Annotated in this window: 20 protein-coding genes; 10 read left to right on the top strand and 10 right to left on the bottom strand. The window is 36.9% G+C overall.

Annotated elements, in window-relative coordinates; all coding sequences use genetic code 11:
- Positions 1-16: 16 nt before the first annotated feature.
- Together BMY50_RS22340 and BMY50_RS22335 are read right to left on the bottom strand one after the other, a co-directional pair.
- Positions 17-1,180 (bottom strand): outer membrane beta-barrel protein, encoded by a 1,164-nt coding sequence (locus BMY50_RS22340; protein WP_093329317.1) that lies wholly within the window; start codon positions 1,178-1,180, stop codon positions 17-19.
- 5 nt (positions 1,181-1,185) lie between these two features.
- Positions 1,186-1,776, bottom strand: coding sequence for an RNA polymerase sigma factor (locus BMY50_RS22335; protein WP_202907911.1), 591 nt, complete (start codon positions 1,774-1,776; stop codon positions 1,186-1,188).
- Between the two features lie 180 nt (positions 1,777-1,956).
- Here BMY50_RS22335 and BMY50_RS22330 point away from each other — a divergent pair, with 180 nt between their 5' ends.
- The 4 genes from BMY50_RS22330 to BMY50_RS22315 are packed head-to-tail and all read left to right on the top strand — an operon-like array spanning position 1,957 to position 4,765.
- Positions 1,957-2,811 (top strand): hypothetical protein, encoded by an 855-nt coding sequence (locus tag BMY50_RS22330; RefSeq protein WP_238383857.1) that lies wholly within the window; start codon positions 1,957-1,959, stop codon positions 2,809-2,811.
- Positions 2,812-2,858: 47 nt separating this feature from the next.
- Entirely contained in the window at positions 2,859-3,230 is a 372-nt protein-coding gene (locus BMY50_RS22325) for a hypothetical protein (protein ID WP_139202310.1), read from the top strand.
- A gap of 11 nt (positions 3,231-3,241) precedes the next feature.
- Complete coding sequence (locus BMY50_RS22320; RefSeq protein WP_093329309.1) at positions 3,242-3,799, top strand: YceI family protein; 558 nt, start codon at positions 3,242-3,244, stop codon at positions 3,797-3,799.
- A 9-nt stretch (positions 3,800-3,808) separates the two neighbouring features.
- Complete coding sequence (locus tag BMY50_RS22315) at positions 3,809-4,765, top strand: DUF5777 family beta-barrel protein (RefSeq protein WP_093329307.1); 957 nt, start codon at positions 3,809-3,811, stop codon at positions 4,763-4,765.
- Positions 4,766-4,920: 155 nt separating this feature from the next.
- Here the strand turns inward: BMY50_RS22315 and BMY50_RS22310 are convergent, their stop codons facing one another.
- The 3 genes from BMY50_RS22310 to BMY50_RS22300 all read right to left on the bottom strand — a co-directional run bounded on the left by BMY50_RS22310 (position 4,921) and on the right by BMY50_RS22300 (position 7,326).
- Positions 4,921-5,190: a CBU_0592 family membrane protein gene (locus tag BMY50_RS22310; RefSeq protein WP_093329305.1), complete on the bottom strand. Its 270-nt coding sequence runs from the start codon at positions 5,188-5,190 to the stop codon at positions 4,921-4,923.
- Positions 5,191-5,347: 157 nt separating this feature from the next.
- A complete protein-coding gene (locus BMY50_RS22305; protein WP_093329303.1) occupies positions 5,348-5,827 on the bottom strand; it encodes a Dps family protein in 480 nt (159 codons plus the stop codon).
- Positions 5,828-5,955: 128 nt separating this feature from the next.
- Positions 5,956-7,326 carry an NfeD family protein gene (locus tag BMY50_RS22300; RefSeq protein ID WP_238383856.1) on the bottom strand — a complete coding sequence of 457 codons (1,371 nt, stop codon included), beginning with the start codon at positions 7,324-7,326 and terminating at the stop codon, positions 5,956-5,958.
- Between the two features lie 164 nt (positions 7,327-7,490).
- Between BMY50_RS22300 and BMY50_RS22295 the strand changes: the two genes are divergently transcribed.
- The 3 genes from BMY50_RS22295 to BMY50_RS22285 all read left to right on the top strand — a co-directional run bounded on the left by BMY50_RS22295 (position 7,491) and on the right by BMY50_RS22285 (position 10,082).
- Positions 7,491-8,237 (top strand): DUF4905 domain-containing protein, encoded by a 747-nt coding sequence (locus tag BMY50_RS22295; protein ID WP_093329300.1) that lies wholly within the window; start codon positions 7,491-7,493, stop codon positions 8,235-8,237.
- An 11-nt stretch (positions 8,238-8,248) separates the two neighbouring features.
- Positions 8,249-9,220 (top strand): DPBB and LysM peptidoglycan-binding domain-containing protein, encoded by a 972-nt coding sequence (locus BMY50_RS22290; RefSeq protein ID WP_093329299.1) that lies wholly within the window; start codon positions 8,249-8,251, stop codon positions 9,218-9,220.
- A 229-nt stretch (positions 9,221-9,449) separates the two neighbouring features.
- Positions 9,450-10,082, top strand: coding sequence for a uridine kinase family protein (locus BMY50_RS22285; RefSeq protein ID WP_093329296.1), 633 nt, complete (start codon positions 9,450-9,452; stop codon positions 10,080-10,082).
- Here the strand turns inward: BMY50_RS22285 and BMY50_RS22280 are convergent.
- The 5 genes from BMY50_RS22280 to BMY50_RS22260 form a co-directional block, all read right to left on the bottom strand.
- Positions 10,079-10,741 (bottom strand): 3-oxoacid CoA-transferase subunit B, encoded by a 663-nt coding sequence (locus tag BMY50_RS22280; protein WP_093329294.1) that lies wholly within the window; start codon positions 10,739-10,741, stop codon positions 10,079-10,081. The genes BMY50_RS22285 and BMY50_RS22280 overlap by 4 nt on opposite strands.
- 57 nt (positions 10,742-10,798) lie before the next feature.
- Positions 10,799-11,164, bottom strand: a complete 366-nt coding sequence (locus tag BMY50_RS22275; RefSeq protein ID WP_093329291.1) for a four helix bundle protein — start codon at positions 11,162-11,164, stop codon at positions 10,799-10,801.
- A gap of 86 nt (positions 11,165-11,250) precedes the next feature.
- Entirely contained in the window at positions 11,251-11,946 is a 696-nt protein-coding gene (locus tag BMY50_RS22270) for a CoA transferase subunit A (RefSeq protein ID WP_093329289.1), read from the bottom strand.
- A gap of 390 nt (positions 11,947-12,336) precedes the next feature.
- Entirely contained in the window at positions 12,337-14,703 is a 2,367-nt protein-coding gene (locus BMY50_RS22265; protein WP_093329286.1) for an endonuclease MutS2, read from the bottom strand.
- On the bottom strand, positions 14,700-15,350 hold the full coding sequence (locus BMY50_RS22260) for a DUF4296 domain-containing protein (RefSeq protein ID WP_093329284.1): 651 nt from the start codon (positions 15,348-15,350) through the stop codon (positions 14,700-14,702). Before BMY50_RS22260 ends, BMY50_RS22265 begins: the two co-directional genes overlap by 4 nt.
- A 143-nt stretch (positions 15,351-15,493) precedes the next feature.
- Between BMY50_RS22260 and BMY50_RS22255 the strand changes: the two genes are divergently transcribed.
- The 3 genes from BMY50_RS22255 (at position 15,494) to BMY50_RS22245 (ending at position 17,584) form a co-directional block, all read left to right on the top strand.
- Positions 15,494-16,159 carry a YggS family pyridoxal phosphate-dependent enzyme gene (locus tag BMY50_RS22255; protein ID WP_093329282.1) on the top strand — a complete coding sequence of 222 codons (666 nt, stop codon included), beginning with the start codon at positions 15,494-15,496 and terminating at the stop codon, positions 16,157-16,159.
- A gap of 99 nt (positions 16,160-16,258) precedes the next feature.
- Positions 16,259-16,699 (top strand): GNAT family N-acetyltransferase, encoded by a 441-nt coding sequence (locus BMY50_RS22250; protein WP_093329279.1) that lies wholly within the window; start codon positions 16,259-16,261, stop codon positions 16,697-16,699.
- A gap of 93 nt (positions 16,700-16,792) precedes the next feature.
- The gene (locus tag BMY50_RS22245) at positions 16,793-17,584 is read left to right on the top strand and encodes a DUF3298 and DUF4163 domain-containing protein (RefSeq protein ID WP_093329276.1); all 792 of its coding nucleotides are present in this window, start codon (positions 16,793-16,795) and stop codon (positions 17,582-17,584) included.
- Positions 17,585-17,588 lie beyond the last annotated feature (4 nt).

Raw genomic sequence — 17,588 nt, 5'->3', positions numbered from 1 at the left:
CTATTTCCCTACTCAACTACTTAGCCCTTTTACCAAGCTTGAAGCCTACGGAAACGGCCAATCCCTTAGACTCCAGTTTGGTCTGACCATAGCCGATTCCTGTTAACGGTAGCTTTATAAATGGTCTTACGCCTATAGTGATATTATTATTCAATTCCTGTTCAAATGTAGCAGAGATGTTAGCTACTCCAAAAAGGTGATTATTCTGTCCTCTAATTTCATAGTTCGTACGCAAGTTTTGCTGATCTGGATTACTCGTATCATAGCTAAATTTATATTGCTCTCTTAACATAAAATAACTTGAGACACCCGCACTTATTTTAATCTGAGTTGCTCGTTTACTATATAATTGATAATTCAATTCAATCGGAATATCCAGTACGTCACAAGCCGCGTCGACCTGACTCGGGGTTAGCCCATAATTTCTTTGTATTTTTGGCCTGTAAAAACTATATGGCGAATGATAGTTTTTCTTTGCATATAGCAATCCGCCAGAAACACTAAATTTATTACTTAAAGGCATAGTATACAGCATACCTATATTTTGACTTACCTGTGGATTACCAGCACCTTGTACAGTGGTTAAATCAGGTGCCGCTAGAATAGTAAGATATGATGATCTATTTTTTTGTCTGCTCAATGCTTTGGTTTTTGGCTGTTCAACTGCGGGCTTTAAAATACGCTCTTCATAAACTGGAATCGAATTAAATTCACCCCCCTTCGTCAACATAGGTTCTCCAGTCTGCACATGAGCAAGTAAAGTATCTCTGTATATCAAACCGTATTTCTTATCTAGTTGTTCAATGGTATTCCTGTCCAAATGATCAATGGATTCTTTTTCTACGAAAAGACCATGACCTGTGCTTTCTGTATTTGTAGTCTCTTGTTTTGTGGAAGGAAGAGTTGGCGTTGGAGGAGAAATTATTTTCTTAACGCTATCTTGTTTTTTAACTACGTCAATAACAGGCTTATTGAAAGGCGCAGGTAACCATATAGCAATAAAAAATGCTAATATAATGGCCGCTGCCGCGCTCAATGACACCATCCAAATGAGCCTTACTTTTTTCGCCCTCGCAGCATCGAGTTTTTTCTCCATAGCTATCCAATCTGCCTCTTCGAAAGGCATTTCTGGATTTTTCAATCCATTTTTGAATAGTTTATCCATATTATTCTCTTCCATCACACTTACTCGTTAAAATCCATATCTCCTAAAACTGACGGCGGCTGCGTTTCATATCTTTTAAGCATCTCCATTAATTTTGCACGCGCTTTAAAAAGATTAGATTTTGATGTCCCGATTGAAATTCTTAAAATATCTGCAATTTCCTCATGTGTATATCCTTCTATTGCATACAAATTAAAGACCGCCCGATATGCAGGTGAAAGGTTCTGTATCATTACCAGAAGATCTTGATAATCTATTTTCTCGTAAATGGAGTTGTCTGCCCCTACATGATCATGCTCAATAATATCGTCATTATTAAGGAATTTTAAATTGGCTCGATAAAAATCAATTGCTGAGTTAGTCATAATTCGACTAATCCATGCGGTAAAAGGTTTAGTGAAATCATATTTTTTTATATTTTTAAATACCTTATAAAAGCCCTCATTCATAATGCTGGAGGCGTCGATTTTATTATTTGCATAACGTTGGCAAATCCCCATAGAAAGCGCATAGAAATACCTGTAGAGTTCCTTTTGGGCACTTCTATCCTGTTTAATACATCCCTGTATTAGTTTTCGTATATCTTCTTCTTTACTCTCTTTTGGTGCCAACCAAGCCCTCCTTTCAATACAGCATTACGTTGATAATTATGAAAAGGTTGTTTCAAAGCTAAAATTAATTCAGGTCGAATGTAAACTTTTTGTTGCGAAAAAAAATTTTTTTTTATCCTTAGGCAACCTCCCCTTCTATCTCATCGTATTCAGGATATCATTCAACAAAAAAATAAAAAAATGAATATGTTTAATATGACTTATTTAGTTAGGCTCAGTTTCATGAGTGCCTTTCTATTCCTTCTTTCCGCTTGCTCAAAAGATGATGAGCAAGGCCCACCCAATAACGAAAACAGTGGGATTCAAGTCCAATCGTCGGGTAATTTCGGAAATGTATTAACTGATAAAGATGGAAGAACCCTTTATTTTTTCTCTTTAGATGCTAATGGATCATCTGCCTGTATCGATGGATGTGAAGCAATATGGCCTGTATATTATTCAGCCGAAGCAAGCTCAGATACTGAAATTAATCAAGAAGATATTGATGTAATTACGCGCGCCGATGGATCCAAACAGAGCACTTATAAAGGTTGGCCACTTTATTATTATGCAAGTGATGAAAAAGCAGGCGACATTAAAGGGGATGGTGTCAATAGCATTTGGTTTGTTGCTAAACCAGATTATGTCTTAATGGTAGTCAATAATCAATTGATTGGTGCTGATGGCAATCATTATAAAGAAGATCTAAGTATAGGCGATGGCGTCACACAATATTTCACAGACAATGAGGGCAGAACCCTTTACTCCTTCGCTCCAGACAAATTTAATAAGAACACATTTACAAAGGAAGATTTTAGCAATGATGCTATATGGCCAATTTATCAAACAGCAGTTGGTCCGTTACCTTCTATTATTAATAAAGACTTGGTGGCTAGCATCAATGTTTTTGGAAAGACACAATTAACCTATCAGGGATGGCCTTTATATTATTTTGGCCAGGATATGAAACGGGGAGATAACAAAGGAGTAAGTTTTCCGCAACCTCGTATATGGCCTATCGTAAACTTGAACACTGCTGTTGCTCCAGCAAACTAAAAACATTAAATCATATATAACGACTAAACAACAATCTTATGAAAATCATGAAAAAAAAGTCATTTTACGTGCTCATCACTTTAATCACTACTATTGGAATCCTCCATAGTTGCTCTAAAGACCAGGCAGCAGAGCCGGAACCTCAACCTCCAGGTGGTAATGAAGTCACCGCTGAGAATGTAAGCTATAATAATTTTACTGGTGCATTGTTGCAAACAAAATGTAGTGGATGCCATTCATCAGGCGGCGGCGGAAGCAGCAAATGGACCTTCTCAGATTACGCATCCGTTAAAGATAATGGAGTAAGGATTAACAATGTCGTTCTAGTTACTGGTACAATGCCTATAGGGGGCTCATTAACCGCTAACGAAAAAGCACTACTAAAAGCTTGGTTTGACCGTAATATGCCCGAACAATAATAAAAGAAATCATGATTCAAAAAATAGTCTTATCCTTATTGCTAATAGGTGCCCTCTCAACTACTGCCGTAAATGCCCAAAATACTTTCGTAAGTAATGGCGCCACTGTATCTTTTTTTAGCAGCACCCCCCTCGAAGATATCGAAGGTATAAGCAAAAACGGCCTTTCTGCATTGGATTTAAGCACGGGTGCTATTCTTTTTAAAGTAAAGAACACCTCTTTCCAATTTAAGAAGAAACTAATGCAAGAGCATTTTAATGAAAACTACATGGAGAGCGATCAGTTTCCATTTTCAGAATTTAAAGGTAAAATAGAGAATCCTGATAAACTAAAAAGTGATGGTACCTATCAGTGTATGGTTGCCGGAACGCTTACGGTACATGGTGTTACTAAGAACTACACCGCCCCGGTAAAAATAACAGTGAACAAAGGTTCCATCACTGCGGCATGTACCTTCAAAGTCAAAACTGCCGACCATGGAATCGAGGTCCCAACAATTGTCATAAAAAACATAGCAGAGACCTTAGATATCAAAGTCGCTGCTATTTATAACGCTAAAACTAGGTAAGTAATTTCTATGAAGAATATAACATTTATTTGCACGTGCTTTCTTTTAATGATCCCCTTTTCTGTCTTATTTGCACAGAACGACTTAGAGCAATTAATTCAGGACGACAGTACTGCTCGGGAAAAGGTAAGTGCCACCTTCAAATCCACGCATTTAATTAATGCTCAATCGACTGAAACCATCCATAAGAAGGAGCTCGAATTCCGGGTAGATCATCGATTTGGAGATATAGCTGGCGGTACCGGAGGTATAGGTAATTTTTTTGGCCTTGATCAGTCGACCGATATTAGGATCGGATTTGATTATGGAGTTTCCGACAAATTGAATATTGGTATCGCCAGAGCAAAGGGGGCAACAGCGGCTACGCAATTGTATGAAGCTAATTTTAAATACCGCTTTCTAGAACAAACCACCGATAATGCCATCCCCCTCAGCCTCGCATTTTTTGGAAGTGGTACAATAAGCGGTGTTAAAGCTTCAGACGATCCTGCTGCGTCCACCTCTTATAAAAACTTTAACGATCGTATCACCTATGTTAGTCAATTAGTAATGGCTAGAAAATTTAGTCCCATTTTTTCTTTTGAACTTATTCCAACCTATGTGCATCGCAATTACACCATTTTTGGAGACCAAAACGGTATATTCGCAGTAGGTGCCGGTGGTCGTTTAAAGATAAGCAAGCGCATGGCTATTGTAGCTGATTATTTTTTGCCGTTTAGAGATAAAACGAAGAAAGATTATGTAGAGAATGTAAATCAGCAAAAATTCTATGACGCCTTGGGTGTCGGTTTGGAGATTGAAACCGGTGGGCACGTCTTCCATTTAAACTTTACCAACGCCACTGCAATTCAAGAATCACAGTTTATCTCGGAAACAACAAGTTCCTGGGGTAAAGGTCAGTATAGATGGGGCTTTAGTATCTCACGGCGATTCTCATTTAATAAAGAAAAAGCAGGTGGGTATTAAGGATTACCAGTCAACCTTTCATGTCATTTAGTCAATGCTAGCTAACTTAAAAATTGGCGGGAATGTCTGCAACAGCTTTAATCCTTTAGAGGAAAGATACTTCATTTTAATGATGGGTATCTTTCCTTTTTTTGCGGGACAGTCCTTTTGATCGACTATTGATGGTTACTTTTTTTAAAGGACTGGAAGAGAAAGAGACGGCAAAGGCTTGTCAAACCAATAAGAGCCCAAAGACCATTAGCTACTGTATTTGGCGCGTCATGATTATACAAAGCACTTGTCACTAAAAAAATCCCACCCAATGCATTTAACATCTGATACTTCCAACTATTCGAATCTATCATGCGGGTGCTAACCAATAAGTAGCCTAAAGTGCAACAAGCTGCGCCTGTCCACCCTAAAAAATTTACAATAACTGGGAGCATTTTTGATTTTCTTAGCAAAAATAGTCAAGCATTTCTAAAAAGATCGATGGATCAGATTAATTAATTGTTAAATTCTTAGATAACGGGCTTTTAGCGGTATAACCACACGGGCCCAACATTTCTATTGGGCCCGAATTACTAATGTTGTACTGATTATTTAGTTCTTATTTAAGAAGGCTCGTAACATCCAGTTTTGTTTTTCATTGAACTGCATAAAAGCATTTACCATATCATTTGAACCTTCATCATTTGCTTCGTCTGTTATTTCCAACAAATCCCGCTGTAAAGCGATGAGCAGTTCTAAATCATCAACTACTGCTCTAACTAAGTCAATATCAGACATCCCTATCGTATCAATTTCTTTTATTTCCGATGTTTCCAAATAATCTTGATATCTGCTAAGAGGTGATTTTCCTAATGTTAAAACCCGTTCGGCCAGCTCATCAATGGTAGTAATGGCGTTATTATAAAGTTCTTCAAATTTCGCATGCAATGTAAAAAAATGCGAACCTCTCACGTTCCAATGACAACCCCGTAGTTTTTGATAATGCACATGATAATTCGCTAATAAATCGTTAAGGTGATCAACTACTGGTCTTAATTTTTTCTCTTCTAAACTTATTGCTTTAGGATTCATACACGTATTAAATTAATGTTCTTAATATAGCCTATGTGAAATTTGCGTAGCCCAAAAGAACTTTTGAAATGACAATTTTCAAGCTATTTAATAGCAATAACACCCTAATGGTTTATTTGTTTGACGAATTAATAAACTTTATCATCTGCTTTTTTCCTTACAAAAAGATTATAGTTTTCATGTTTTTCAACATAAACGATGGTATCTTTTTCAACAAAACCATCCAACGCTACTGCATCATACCATTTCCCTTCTATTTCAACTTTACCGGATGGCCTTAGCGCTGTTTTTGCAATACCTTCTTTATTTATCAGATCTGTCAATTTCACGGAAGACACGTAACCTAAGCCGGACTGCTGCTCGTCTGCCAATACAAGTCTCTTAAAGGCGCTGGATTTGAGTATGCTTTTACCGAAAATTACACTAAGTATAATCGAAGCAATCGTTGAAACGATCACAATAATGAAGGAAGTCATGATTTGATTTGGCTCAACAGGTAAAAAATTAAATTGTTCATTTGGCACCATGCTAAAGGCCAATCCACATACCAACGCAATAATACCTAAAATACCTGCCACACCGAAACCTGGGATAACAAAAACTTCCAACAACAACAAGATTAAACCGATGACAAAGAGCGCAATCTCCCAATTATCAGCAAGCCCTTGAATATAAAGTGGCGCAAAAAATAATGATGCCGCAATGATGGCTATAACTAAAGCGAAACCGATTCCTGGGGTTTGCATTTCAAAGTATATTCCGCCGATGATCAAGAGTATTAAAACGCCGCTAACAGCCGGATTTATCAAAAAATTAATAACCTGATCTATCCAAGTAGCCTGATAGCGATGCACAATTGGCGAGGTTAAACGCTCTTTAACAAAAATATCCTTCAAATCTGTCACTTCTGACGTCGCTAAACCTATCTTCACTGCTTCAGCAGTAGTGAGCGTTAACACTTTACCCGGCTCTTTTAACTGGGGTAGTACAACATCTGGGTCGACAAATGCTTCGGCTACCTTTGGATCTCGCCCTTTCGCTTCTGCGGTAGCTCGCATAAGGCTCCTCATGTACGACTGGTATTTTTCCGGCATGATTTCTCCTTGAGGATTTACGACACTCGCTGCGCCCATACTAGCGCCTTTAACCATGTAAATCTTATCACAGGCAATGGCAATCAAAGCCCCTGCGGAAGCAGCATTATGATTGATGAAACCAATTGTTTTTAGAGGCGTATTTAAAATTTTGGTACGGATAGAATCGGCATAATTAAGCATTCCACCATAGGTATTTATCTCAATCAACATAATTGTTGCACCACTTTCCTTTGCCTCTAAAAATGCTCTATCCGTTTTTCGCCATGCAGCTGGGCCAATTTCTTCACTTAAATTGAAATGATAAACATTGCTCCCTTGCTGAGCGGCTCCTACATGTAACAGCCCCATTAAAAATATTAGACAAAGTAGCATTTGTCGCTTAAACCTTAAAAGTTGTTTCATCCGTAGTTTTTAATAATAATACAAATTTAATTCCACTCTTAGTGATTTGACTATGCATAGGTTTATCACAGTTAGAACATCTCAATAACATATACTTCTTAGTCTGTTCTATTTTTGGTATTTTTTTTTAAAGATAATTAAAAGTTGCGTAAGTTGGCGGTCTTATGAAAAGAGCATTTGCCCATCAGTTCGAGGGTGCCATCTGGAAAATGGATATTCATGAAGTAGCACAACTTCTCGCGATAGAGTGGAGAACAAAAGAGGGGAATCCTTATTTCTCTGTAATTCATTATCCTACGGGCATGCTCAAGCTGGATAAGATCTCTTATGGCGATAGATGGTGGACACTGGCGACAACAACTGCTACACACTTGCTGCTGCAGCATTATCCAAATCCTAGCCAAGCACAAACCCAAGCACTGGTAGCCATAAATCTGGAAGGAAAGGATGTAACGTGGGAACGATTTAACATTCAATTTCAGGAATTAGTAGAAGAAGGTCCAGCGGTTACTGTACCTACTTTCGCTAAAAACAACATTGCGATTTTAGACGAATACACCGGTGAAGCTCTTTTTACTACAAATTCTTTAAGTACATTGACGCCGTTACAACGGACAATAAAATCACCTTCTCCTACTCATCGAACTCCACTTGTAAATCTAACGGATCAACCTATTGTCGGTCCTTATTTCCTTTTGGATGATGGAGAAACATCTTATTGGGCATATCATGAACAAACAGAAGGAGACCTTAAACTTATGCTAACGATTTTAAAAAACAACCAAATCTATGTTAATCTATGCTTAGAAAATAACCTTGAGCATTTATTACCTGAAGTTTTTTTTATGGTAGGCCAACAATTGTTTTTTATACGAAACAATAAACAGGAAATTGTTTCGTATTTTGTATAATTGTAAGATATATGAAGAACGAGAAAACATTAAAAAAACTAGGATTAACATTTACCTGCATTATAAGTAGTAGTATTGTTTTGGCAAGCCCTTTAACCGTTCGTGATTCCGTTGGCGTGGAGAATCAAGGAGGCAAAAAAGTGATTCTACACAAAATAGAATCAAAAGAATCTTATTATTCCTTAGCGAGAAAATACAACCTAAGCCCAAAAGATATCATCTCTTTTAATGCTAATAAATCTCTTAGATCAGGGGAAGTAGTAAAAATACCTACCAACATAGCTTTTACTAATAATACGAATAGTAATAAAACTGTCGCGGCAGGTCAATCCACACCAGACGTCCCGCCAACAAATGGGGGAACAACAGTAACATCTCAAGCAACTGATTTTATAGAATATAAAGTAGGTACGAAAGAAACATTATTTGCTATTTCAAAACGTTTTGGTGTAAGTGTAGACGCCATAAAACAAGCAAACAGTCTTGCAGATAATTCGTTGAAGGCTGGCCAGATTATTAAGATACCAAACACCACTGTGGAAGCTGCTGCTTCGGATCCAACGGTTGCTAAAAAAGTAATCAGTAACAAAGAATTATCTTCAGTAGATGGACAGGGGGAGCAAACAAGCACAAATAAACGTCTAGAAGATCTTTCATCTGAGGAAAAAGTTGAAGAATTCAAGACAGATAGTACTCCTGCGAACCGTTATGGTATTAAGCAAGTTGCTGCAAATGGTATTGGCATTTGGATGGACGATTTAAATGGTGAAACGGGAAAAATGCTAGCCTTACATAATTCCGCTCCCGTGGGAACAGTTATCAAAATAACGAATCCTATGACGAATAGAACCACTTATGCTAAGGTCGTGGGTAAGTTCAATGAAACCTCTGAAAATAAAGATGCTATCATTGTAATATCAAAATCTGTTGCTTCCTTAATAGGTGTTATTGATCGTAGATTTCAAGTGAACATATCTTATTAGTTGAGTAGTTAAATTCTTGAGTAGTTAAATAGTTGTGTAGTTAGATCGTGAATAGCCGGGCAAGGCCCAAATTGTAGCTAAAGGGGGCGGAAAGTGTAGTGTTAAGCGAGAAAAGTTGAATGCAACAGGTAATCAAGCACCCATAATTACAAAGTTTTATTTATTTTTGCGCGAAAAAAATCAACGTATTTAACAGGTTGTTCTCCTGTTAAAGCGCTAAGCACGAAAGATGTCTAAGAAACCTTATGTTGTTGGTATAGCGGGAAGCAGTGGGTCTGGGAAAACCTTTTTCTTAAAATGCTTTTTAAATCATTTTAAAGATCACGAGGTAACCTTAATTTCGCAAGACGATTACTATATACCTGCAAACACTAAAACCCAAGAAGAAAACAAGCTTTATAACTTTGACGTGCCTTCGTCTATTAATCGAACGCAATTTTCTCACGATATCAATGATTTATTTGAAGGTAAAGTTGTTTATAAAGAAGAATATACCTTTAATAATCCAGCCCTAACGCCAAAAATACTTGAGATAAAACCTGCACCACTATTAATTGTTGAAGGATTGTTTATTTTTCACTTTGAAGAAATCAACGCCATGCTTGATGAACGGATATTTCTTCATGCTGACGAACATATTGCCTTAGCGCGTAGGTTGAAGCGTGACCTTGTTGAGCGCGGTTATGATGAGGAGGATGTAAAATATAAATGGTTTAATCACGTTTTACCTAGTTTTGAAAAATACTTATATCCTTACAAAAATATTTGTGATCGTATTATAGAAAACAACACAGATGATGTAGCTAATATGGTTAAGATTACAGATGAGATATCAGCGGACCTCCGAAAGAAACTTTTTTAAAGTCTCATCTCAGGAATATTTCCTTCGGCAATAAACTTTCCGGCTGTAGCATTTCTAATTTCATCAACACTTAATCCTGGAGCTCTTTCCAATAAACGAAAACCATTAAATTTTGGATCTATTTCAAAAACTGCCAATTCTGTTACAACTTTTTTAACGCATTTAACACCGGTAAGTGGAAGCGTGCAAGCAGATAATAATTTGCTCTCGCCCGCCTTATTCACCTGTTGCATTGCAACGATAATATTTTCAGCAGAGGCCACCAAATCCATAGCTCCCCCCATCCCTTTCACCATTTTTCCCGGAATCTTCCAATTAGCAATATCTCCTGTTTCCGAAACTTCCATTGCACCCAATATAGTCAGATCTACTTTTTTTGCCCGTATCATGCCGAAGCTCATAGCCGAATCGAATATTGCTGATCCAGGAAGCGTAGTGACTGTCTGTTTCCCGGCATTAATAAGGTCCGGATCCTCTTCTCCTGCAAACGGAAAAGGGCCCATGCCTAATAATCCGTTTTCTGATTGCAAAACAACCTCAATATTATCTGGAATATAATTGGCTACCAATGTTGGAATTCCGATTCCTAAATTTACGTAATAACCATCTTTTATTTCCTGCGCAATGCGTTTGGCTATTCCTTCTTTATTTAATACCATGTTGTAAGTGGTTGAATTGTTAAATAGTTAAATTGTTAACTGGTTAATGAACCATTATTACAATTCTTTTCGTTTTTTAAGATAAAGTATATATCCATTCAAAAGTGCTATACATTTTTCTAAACTAGCTTTACTTTTCTGAAAAGCCTCGTTGTTTATATATTCTTCATCCAAAGCACAAATTAAATGATCAAGTACTTCGTAAAGAGAGCCTCTCGATTGCCTACAGAATTGTATATTTTCTTGATAATGAAACCGCCCGTATCCTTCGGCAATATTCGCTGTGGCCGATCGACTCGCTCTTTTCAATTGGTCAGTTAATCGATATTTCTCTTCGACAGGAAACTGTTTTGTGATATTACTCAAGTTATTCCTGAGATCCCTACAATTTTTCCAAACTTCTAAATCTTCAAAGGTACTCATCACTTATACTATTTCGCCTGTTTTTTAACCTGAAATTATGTGTTTTCCAATAAACTATTCTACGAATTAACTATTATTCCATTATACTAATTCCGTACAGTCCTCTTTTCAATCCTCTTTTCATAGGCTTCGCCTTGAAAAATACGATGAACATAAATACCTGGAGTATGGATCTGGTCGGGATCAAGTTGACCAATAGGCACTAATTCTTCTACCTCGGCTATCGTAATTTTACCTGCCATTGCCATAATCGGATTGAAATTCCTAGCAGTAGAACGAAATATTAAATTTCCCGTTGTGTCGCCTTTCCAAGCTTTCACAAGCGCAAAATCAGCATCAAAAGCTAATTCCATAAGATAGTCTTTACCATTAAAATTCCTCATCTCCTTTCCAACGGCTACCTCTGTACCGACTCCTGCAGGCGTAAAAATCGCTGGCATACCATACCCGGCAGCCAAACAACGGGTAGCCAAGGTTCCCTGGGGAATAAGTTCCACCTCCAATTCCCCTGATAAGAGTTGTCTTTCAAATTCGGCATTTTCGCCCACATAAGAAGCGATCATTTTCTTTACCAATTTCTTTTGCAACATAAGGCCAATTCCGAAATCATCTACTCCGGCATTATTCGAAATACATGTCAAATTTCTTATTTCCTTTTTTACAATTGCTTCAATGCATTTTTCTGGAATTCCACATAAGCCAAAGCCTCCCAGCATCAAGGTCATCCCGTCGCAAATTCCACGTATCGCTTCGTTAGCATCTTTAACTACTTTGTTTATCATACGGATAGTTTAAAAATAGGCTGTTACGTGGTCAATTTACAATTTATTATTCTATAATGGAAAAGAAAGGCAAAATTTTAGAAGGAGCAATTTTATTATTTCAAAAAATTTAGAATTAATTTAAATAAACACTATTTTTGCACGGAACAGAATGGTGATGAAGACATTAAGTATTTTTGAATCGTGTGTAAAGGAAGATAATCCGCTAGACCCAGAAAACAACAAGGGTCTGAACCCTTACCTTTTTTGCTGTGACTTTAAGAAATGTTGCAAAAAATACAAAAAGGGAAAGCGTTGTAGAAAATGTCCGGACAGGTAATTTTAGCCATGGAAACTCCGTGAGATAGATTAACCTTAGAAGATTCTTATTAAAATTATTTAAGCTTCCAATCAATTAAAATGGACGTTCGTTATTCCATCTCCACCCCGATCCGGATGCTCATCTTCCATTCTATTAACTTGTGTATATTTTCGCAGGTAGTCACGTATCATCTTCCTAAGAATTCCATCTCCTTTACCATGTATAATCTTAAGACTTGGAAACCCCATCATAACTGCCCTGTCTAGGTATTTTTCAATTGCCTGCAATGCATTTTCAGTACGCATTCCACGTACATCTATTTCGGGATAAAAGCCTGTCAATTCTTCCGTGAGTGTAGCACTGTGCGCTTTTCTTATTTCTTTTGGCACTTCCTTATTTGCCATCTTCTCTACTCGTTTACGTTTGACAACAGAACGAAGATCTCCCAAAGCTAATATGACATTGTCTTTTGCTATTTCAATCACTTGAGCAACATTTCCAGAATCTATAATTTTAACCCAATCGCCTATAGCGATTTCTTGGTTAGTTTGCTTAATTCCCTTAGCCCTTTGTTCAACAACTGTATTGTTTTCTAGTGCATGCTGAAGGTTCTTTCTTAAGTCCTTCGTTCTATCCTTATCAGCCTTTGTGTGTTTTATCTCTGCAATCGTGTTCTCTATTAGCTTATTGGCATTCTTTATTATCTCTTGTGCCTCTAATTTAGCTTGTTTTAAAATGCCTTTCTTGTTTTCCTCTAGATACCGCTGCAACTCTTGATTATCATGCTGCAATTTATCAATGTCAAGCGTACGCCTGTCTAATAAACGTTTTGTATCAGATAGACTTTTCTTTTCACGTTCCAGATCGACCAACAAGGTGTCCACCCTTTTTTGTTGCGCACCAATCTTTTGCTTAGCAGCGTTTAATACCTCTTGTGGTAAACCGATTTTCTGAGCGATTTCAAAGGCGTAGGAGCTACCCGGTTTGCCAGTCTCCAAGATGTACAATGGTTTCATGGCAGTATTATCAAATAGCATAGAAGCATTCTCTAATCCTTCAGCAGCATTCGCAAAGCTTTTTAAATTTGAGTAATGGGTAGTAATTACTCCTCTTATTTTTTTTCTGTTCAGCACTTCAAGTACTGCTTCTGCAATTGGTCCTCCAAACTGTGGATCTGTACCCGTTCCAAACTCGTCTATTAAAACAAGTGTTTTCCCACTTGCGTTTTCGGTGAAATGCTTCATTTTCGACAAATGAGCGCTATAGGTACTTAAATCGCTTTCTATTGATTGATCATCTCCGATATCTGCAAAAAATTGTTTAAAAACGCCTACTTTTGAAGATTCGTCCGCTGGGATGAGTAAACCAGATTGTGCCATCAACTGTAATAAACCGATCGTTTTCATACACACTGATTTCCCGCCTGCATTTGGGCCGGAGACAACAATTACTCGTTGCTGATCGTCAATTTTAACATTAAGTGGAACCACTGTTTGCTTCTCTTTTTTGAAGTTAAGCAGCAGTAATGGATGCTTAGCGTTGATCAATTCTAGCGAAGGATCATTGGATAATTGAGGCATATCAGCTTCTAATTCAATCGCAAATAACGCTTTTGCTCTAACAAAATCCAATTTACTCAGTAAACCATGATAGGCTAATAGTAGAGGAATATTGGGTCTTAAGCGGTCGGTAAGCTCAACTAAAATTCTAATAATCTCCCTTCTTTTGTCAAACTCCAGGTCGCGTACTTTATTGTTAAGGTGAAAAACTTCCTCCGGTTCCAGAAACACCGTCTGTCCTGTTGCCGATTCATCGTGTATAAACCCCTTAACTTTTCTTTTATTTTCCGCCAATAGCGGGATACACAAACGCCCATCACGAACAGTAAGATTCCCGTCGGCTGTCCATCCACTACCTTGCGCATTTTTAAAAACCTGATCAATGCGCTTACGTGCTTCTTGTTCTGCTTTCGAAATATTTGCTGTGATATCTGCCAGCAAAGCAGAAGCATTGGGTTTTATTTTTCCTTTAATATCGAGCACCTGCTCAATGTCACGTATAATAGATTTTTCAATGGGCAAATGTTCAAACAATGCTTCCAAATTTGGATACTGCCCATCTCGTTCATTGAAATAGCGAATAACGGCAAATACCGTCTTTAATGACAGCGAGACATGAAAAAATTCCTCTTCTGTTAAAAATGCACCTTCTACGCGGGCTTTTTCGGCGAATCGGCGAATCGGGTATAGGTGCTCAATAGGTAGTGGAGAATCATTTACTAATATTTCTTTAAACTCATACGTCTGCCGCATAAATTTATTTATTTGATCAAATTGGTGCAATGGTTGAATTTTATCCACCATCTGTGATCCCATTTCGCTCAAACAATATGTTTTTATAAGTGCTTTGATTTCGGTAAAACCCAACTTATCAACAGCATTTTCCGGATAAATCATTTTTTTAGCTTTACTTCATTTTTTCTTAATGAATCTACTTTTTTTACGTTTTTGAGAGAATCCGCTGGAAAGAGTGATCTTTTTAATTGATCAATGTTTCCATTTACCTTAAAGACCCTTCCTACTAATGCTTCATGTACCTTTAAAGACCAAGATGCAGGTTTAAGTTTGACGGAATCTTTATGCTTCCAATACATCAAATTTTCGGTAAGCTTATAGTTAATAGAATCCATTTTGATAGTATTTAAACTATCCCTAACAAAAGCGCCTCTAATAGAATCTACCACATATATCTTCCGCATCTTAGCATCTACAAGGGCCTGTTCCTCTTTTTGCATTTGTTGCAGTCTTTGCTGCACTTCTGTATAAATCTGATTTAGAACAGTAGGATCTTTAGAATAATAAACTAAACTTTTATTAAAGCCGATAGAATCCGTGCCATACTTGGAAAAAACTGACGCATAATAATTATTAGCCATTAAACGAGATGAATCTTGGGGAAGGGAAGACAAATACCCTTCTGCCAAATGAAAGTCAGACAATAAAGGCACCATACGCTTACGGTCTATAATACCTGGAGGCTTCTTGTCTGTATTACAAGTAGCTAATAAAATCAAAACGAGAAATCCTATTAATAACCGACTCATTTCTTTAAATTCGCACAAAATTACAAATTTATTATGGAGCTTGCCCTAAAGTATTTAAGTGCTAGGTAGATTTAAGTTATAACCAACTCAATATCAACTTAGTGAAATACCGCAAGCGTTTTAGTTTTTTAGATCATAAGAAGATGAGCGTTACCGAAAATTTAGTAAAGATTAAGAAAGAAACAGACAGTTTAAAAGTGCAGTTAATAGCTGTTTCGAAAACTAAATCGATAGATGAAATAAAAGAAGCTTATGCTACCGGCCAGCGTGATTTTGGAGAAAATCAAGTGCAAGAGTTAATGGAGAAACAAGCAGCTTTACCAGAAGACATACGTTGGCACATGATTGGTCATTTGCAAAGTAATAAAGTTAAATATATTACCCCTTTTATATCGCTGATCCATTCAGTAGACAGTCTTAAACTTCTTCAGGAAATTGACAAGCAGGCGCAAAAAAATAATCGAGTAATTGATTGTTTGCTACAAGTCCATATCGCTGATGAAGACACAAAGTTTGGTCTAGATTACGACGAAGTTATTGAACTTTTACGATCAGAGGAGTACAGCCTTCTCAAAAATATCCGGATTGTCGGACTAATGGGTATTGCCACCAATACGGATAATGAAAGGATGATCAAAGAAGAATTCTATGAATTAAAAACGCTTTTTAACGGCATTAAATTGAGTTTTTTTAGGAAAGACGCAAGTTTTAAAGAAGTATCAATGGGAATGTCGTCTGACTATAAAATTGCTATTGAGCAAGGAAGCACGATGATTAGATTGGGAAGTACAATTTTTGGATCACGTTAAGTTGTTGAATTGTTAAGTTGTTGAGTAGTTAAAACGGTGTGTAACTACCTAACTACTAAACCATTTAACTATTTTACTATTGAACTATTTTACTATACTATGATACGAAAAGCAAAGAAAGAGGACTGTCAGCGGATTTTAGAATTAATACATGAGCTTGCACTATACGAAAAAGCGCCAGAAGAAGTTACCGTAACGCTGGAAGAGATGGAGGACGCTGGCTTTGGTAAGAATCCAGTTTGGGAAGCTTACGTTGCTGAAGTAGAAGGAGTTATTCAAGGAATCGCTTTATACTATGTACGCTATTCCACCTGGAAAGGTCGCCGCATCTATTTAGAGGATCTCATCGTAACAGAAGAGATGCGCGGACGAGGTATTGGAAAATTATTATTTGACAAAGTGGTAAACGAAATGAAAGAAAAAAAATACAGTGGTATGGTATGGCAAGTATTAGAATGGAACAGCCCGGCAATAAATTTTTATAAAAAATATAATGCCAGTTTTGATCCGGAATGGGTTAATGTTAGCATAAACAATTAGTTATTGATATTGTTATAAGACTTAAAATCATATTCCGAGCGGCATAGATTCTGTTCTAGCTCTTGACTTTTTTAAGATTTTTAATTCATTAGTATGAAAGCATTTTATATAACTATCTTTTCTGTAGCAATTCTCTCTGCTTGCAATCAAAGCGGAGATAAGAAAAAAGCTGTTGCTGTCGATACACTTAACTATGTCTATAAGACTTACATGCTTGCGAGTAGTAATGTGGTAGACAATGATGGAAAAAAAGATACTTCGTACTATAAAGCTATTTACCCATCCTTTGACAAAAAGGAAATTAATGAATTAGTTTCAAAACAGTTTATTACCAACATCAATCCGGATACCCAATATAATTCCATCGAAGAGGAAGGAAAAGCTTTTATTGCTAACTTTGATGACTTTATCAAAATGGATGAATATCCCCGCGCATGGTATAGTGAACTAAATGCCAAAGTTATTCAAAACACAAAAAATTATTTAGCTTTATCTATAGATTTAAACAACTATACGGGAGGTGCTCACGGCAATTATTCAATTTTGTACCTTAACTATAACCTGTCAAAAAATGACACATTAAGTCTCAATGACATTATCCCACAAGCCAAATATGCGCAACTTACAAAAGTAGGAGAAGAAATTTTCAGGAAACAAGAAGGTCTCACTAGCAATCAATCGCTCAGTGATTCTTATTTTTTTGAGGACAATCTTTTTCACCTTAACACAAATTTCACACTTACTTCAAAAGGTTTGTTATTCTTATACAATATCTATGAAATAAAGCCTTATGCGGCTGGTTCAACTGAATTACTAATTCCTTATCAGTTGATTGATTCACTTATGACAGACCAAGGAAAACTTATTCAATCGCAATTAAAATAAAATA

It is taken from the genome of Olivibacter domesticus (genome assembly GCF_900109575.1).
In the GTDB taxonomy this organism is placed as follows: domain Bacteria; phylum Bacteroidota; class Bacteroidia; order Sphingobacteriales; family Sphingobacteriaceae; genus Olivibacter; species Olivibacter domesticus.
This window is presented reverse-complemented; position numbering and strand designations above follow the sequence as displayed.

What these genes read in the sequence shown, in the direction of transcription:
- BMY50_RS22250 (WP_093329279.1), top strand. Translation starts at nt 16,259, where the DNA reads ATGATACGAAAAGCAAAGAAAGAGGACTGTCAGCGGATTTTAGAATTA.
- BMY50_RS22245 (WP_093329276.1), top strand. Translation starts at nt 16,793, where the DNA reads ATGAAAGCATTTTATATAACTATCTTTTCTGTAGCAATTCTCTCTGCT.
- BMY50_RS22285 (WP_093329296.1), top strand. Translation starts at nt 9,450, where the DNA reads ATGTCTAAGAAACCTTATGTTGTTGGTATAGCGGGAAGCAGTGGGTCT.
- BMY50_RS22290 (WP_093329299.1), top strand. Translation starts at nt 8,249, where the DNA reads ATGAAGAACGAGAAAACATTAAAAAAACTAGGATTAACATTTACCTGC.
- BMY50_RS22265 (WP_093329286.1), bottom strand. Translation starts at nt 14,703, where the DNA reads ATGATTTATCCGGAAAATGCTGTTGATAAGTTGGGTTTTACCGAAATC.
- BMY50_RS22330 (WP_238383857.1), top strand. Translation starts at nt 1,957, where the DNA reads ATGAATATGTTTAATATGACTTATTTAGTTAGGCTCAGTTTCATGAGT.
- BMY50_RS22310 (WP_093329305.1), bottom strand. Translation starts at nt 5,190, where the DNA reads ATGCTCCCAGTTATTGTAAATTTTTTAGGGTGGACAGGCGCAGCTTGT.
- BMY50_RS22270 (WP_093329289.1), bottom strand. Translation starts at nt 11,946, where the DNA reads ATGATAAACAAAGTAGTTAAAGATGCTAACGAAGCGATACGTGGAATT.
- BMY50_RS22295 (WP_093329300.1), top strand. Translation starts at nt 7,491, where the DNA reads ATGAAAAGAGCATTTGCCCATCAGTTCGAGGGTGCCATCTGGAAAATG.
- BMY50_RS22255 (WP_093329282.1), top strand. Translation starts at nt 15,494, where the DNA reads ATGAGCGTTACCGAAAATTTAGTAAAGATTAAGAAAGAAACAGACAGT.
- BMY50_RS22280 (WP_093329294.1), bottom strand. Translation starts at nt 10,741, where the DNA reads ATGGTATTAAATAAAGAAGGAATAGCCAAACGCATTGCGCAGGAAATA.
- BMY50_RS22325 (WP_139202310.1), top strand. Translation starts at nt 2,859, where the DNA reads ATGAAAAAAAAGTCATTTTACGTGCTCATCACTTTAATCACTACTATT.
- BMY50_RS22300 (WP_238383856.1), bottom strand. Translation starts at nt 7,326, where the DNA reads ATGAAACAACTTTTAAGGTTTAAGCGACAAATGCTACTTTGTCTAATA.
- BMY50_RS22305 (WP_093329303.1), bottom strand. Translation starts at nt 5,827, where the DNA reads ATGAATCCTAAAGCAATAAGTTTAGAAGAGAAAAAATTAAGACCAGTA.
- BMY50_RS22315 (WP_093329307.1), top strand. Translation starts at nt 3,809, where the DNA reads ATGAAGAATATAACATTTATTTGCACGTGCTTTCTTTTAATGATCCCC.
- BMY50_RS22340 (WP_093329317.1), bottom strand. Translation starts at nt 1,180, where the DNA reads ATGGAAGAGAATAATATGGATAAACTATTCAAAAATGGATTGAAAAAT.
- BMY50_RS22275 (WP_093329291.1), bottom strand. Translation starts at nt 11,164, where the DNA reads ATGAGTACCTTTGAAGATTTAGAAGTTTGGAAAAATTGTAGGGATCTC.
- BMY50_RS22320 (WP_093329309.1), top strand. Translation starts at nt 3,242, where the DNA reads ATGATTCAAAAAATAGTCTTATCCTTATTGCTAATAGGTGCCCTCTCA.
- BMY50_RS22260 (WP_093329284.1), bottom strand. Translation starts at nt 15,350, where the DNA reads ATGAGTCGGTTATTAATAGGATTTCTCGTTTTGATTTTATTAGCTACT.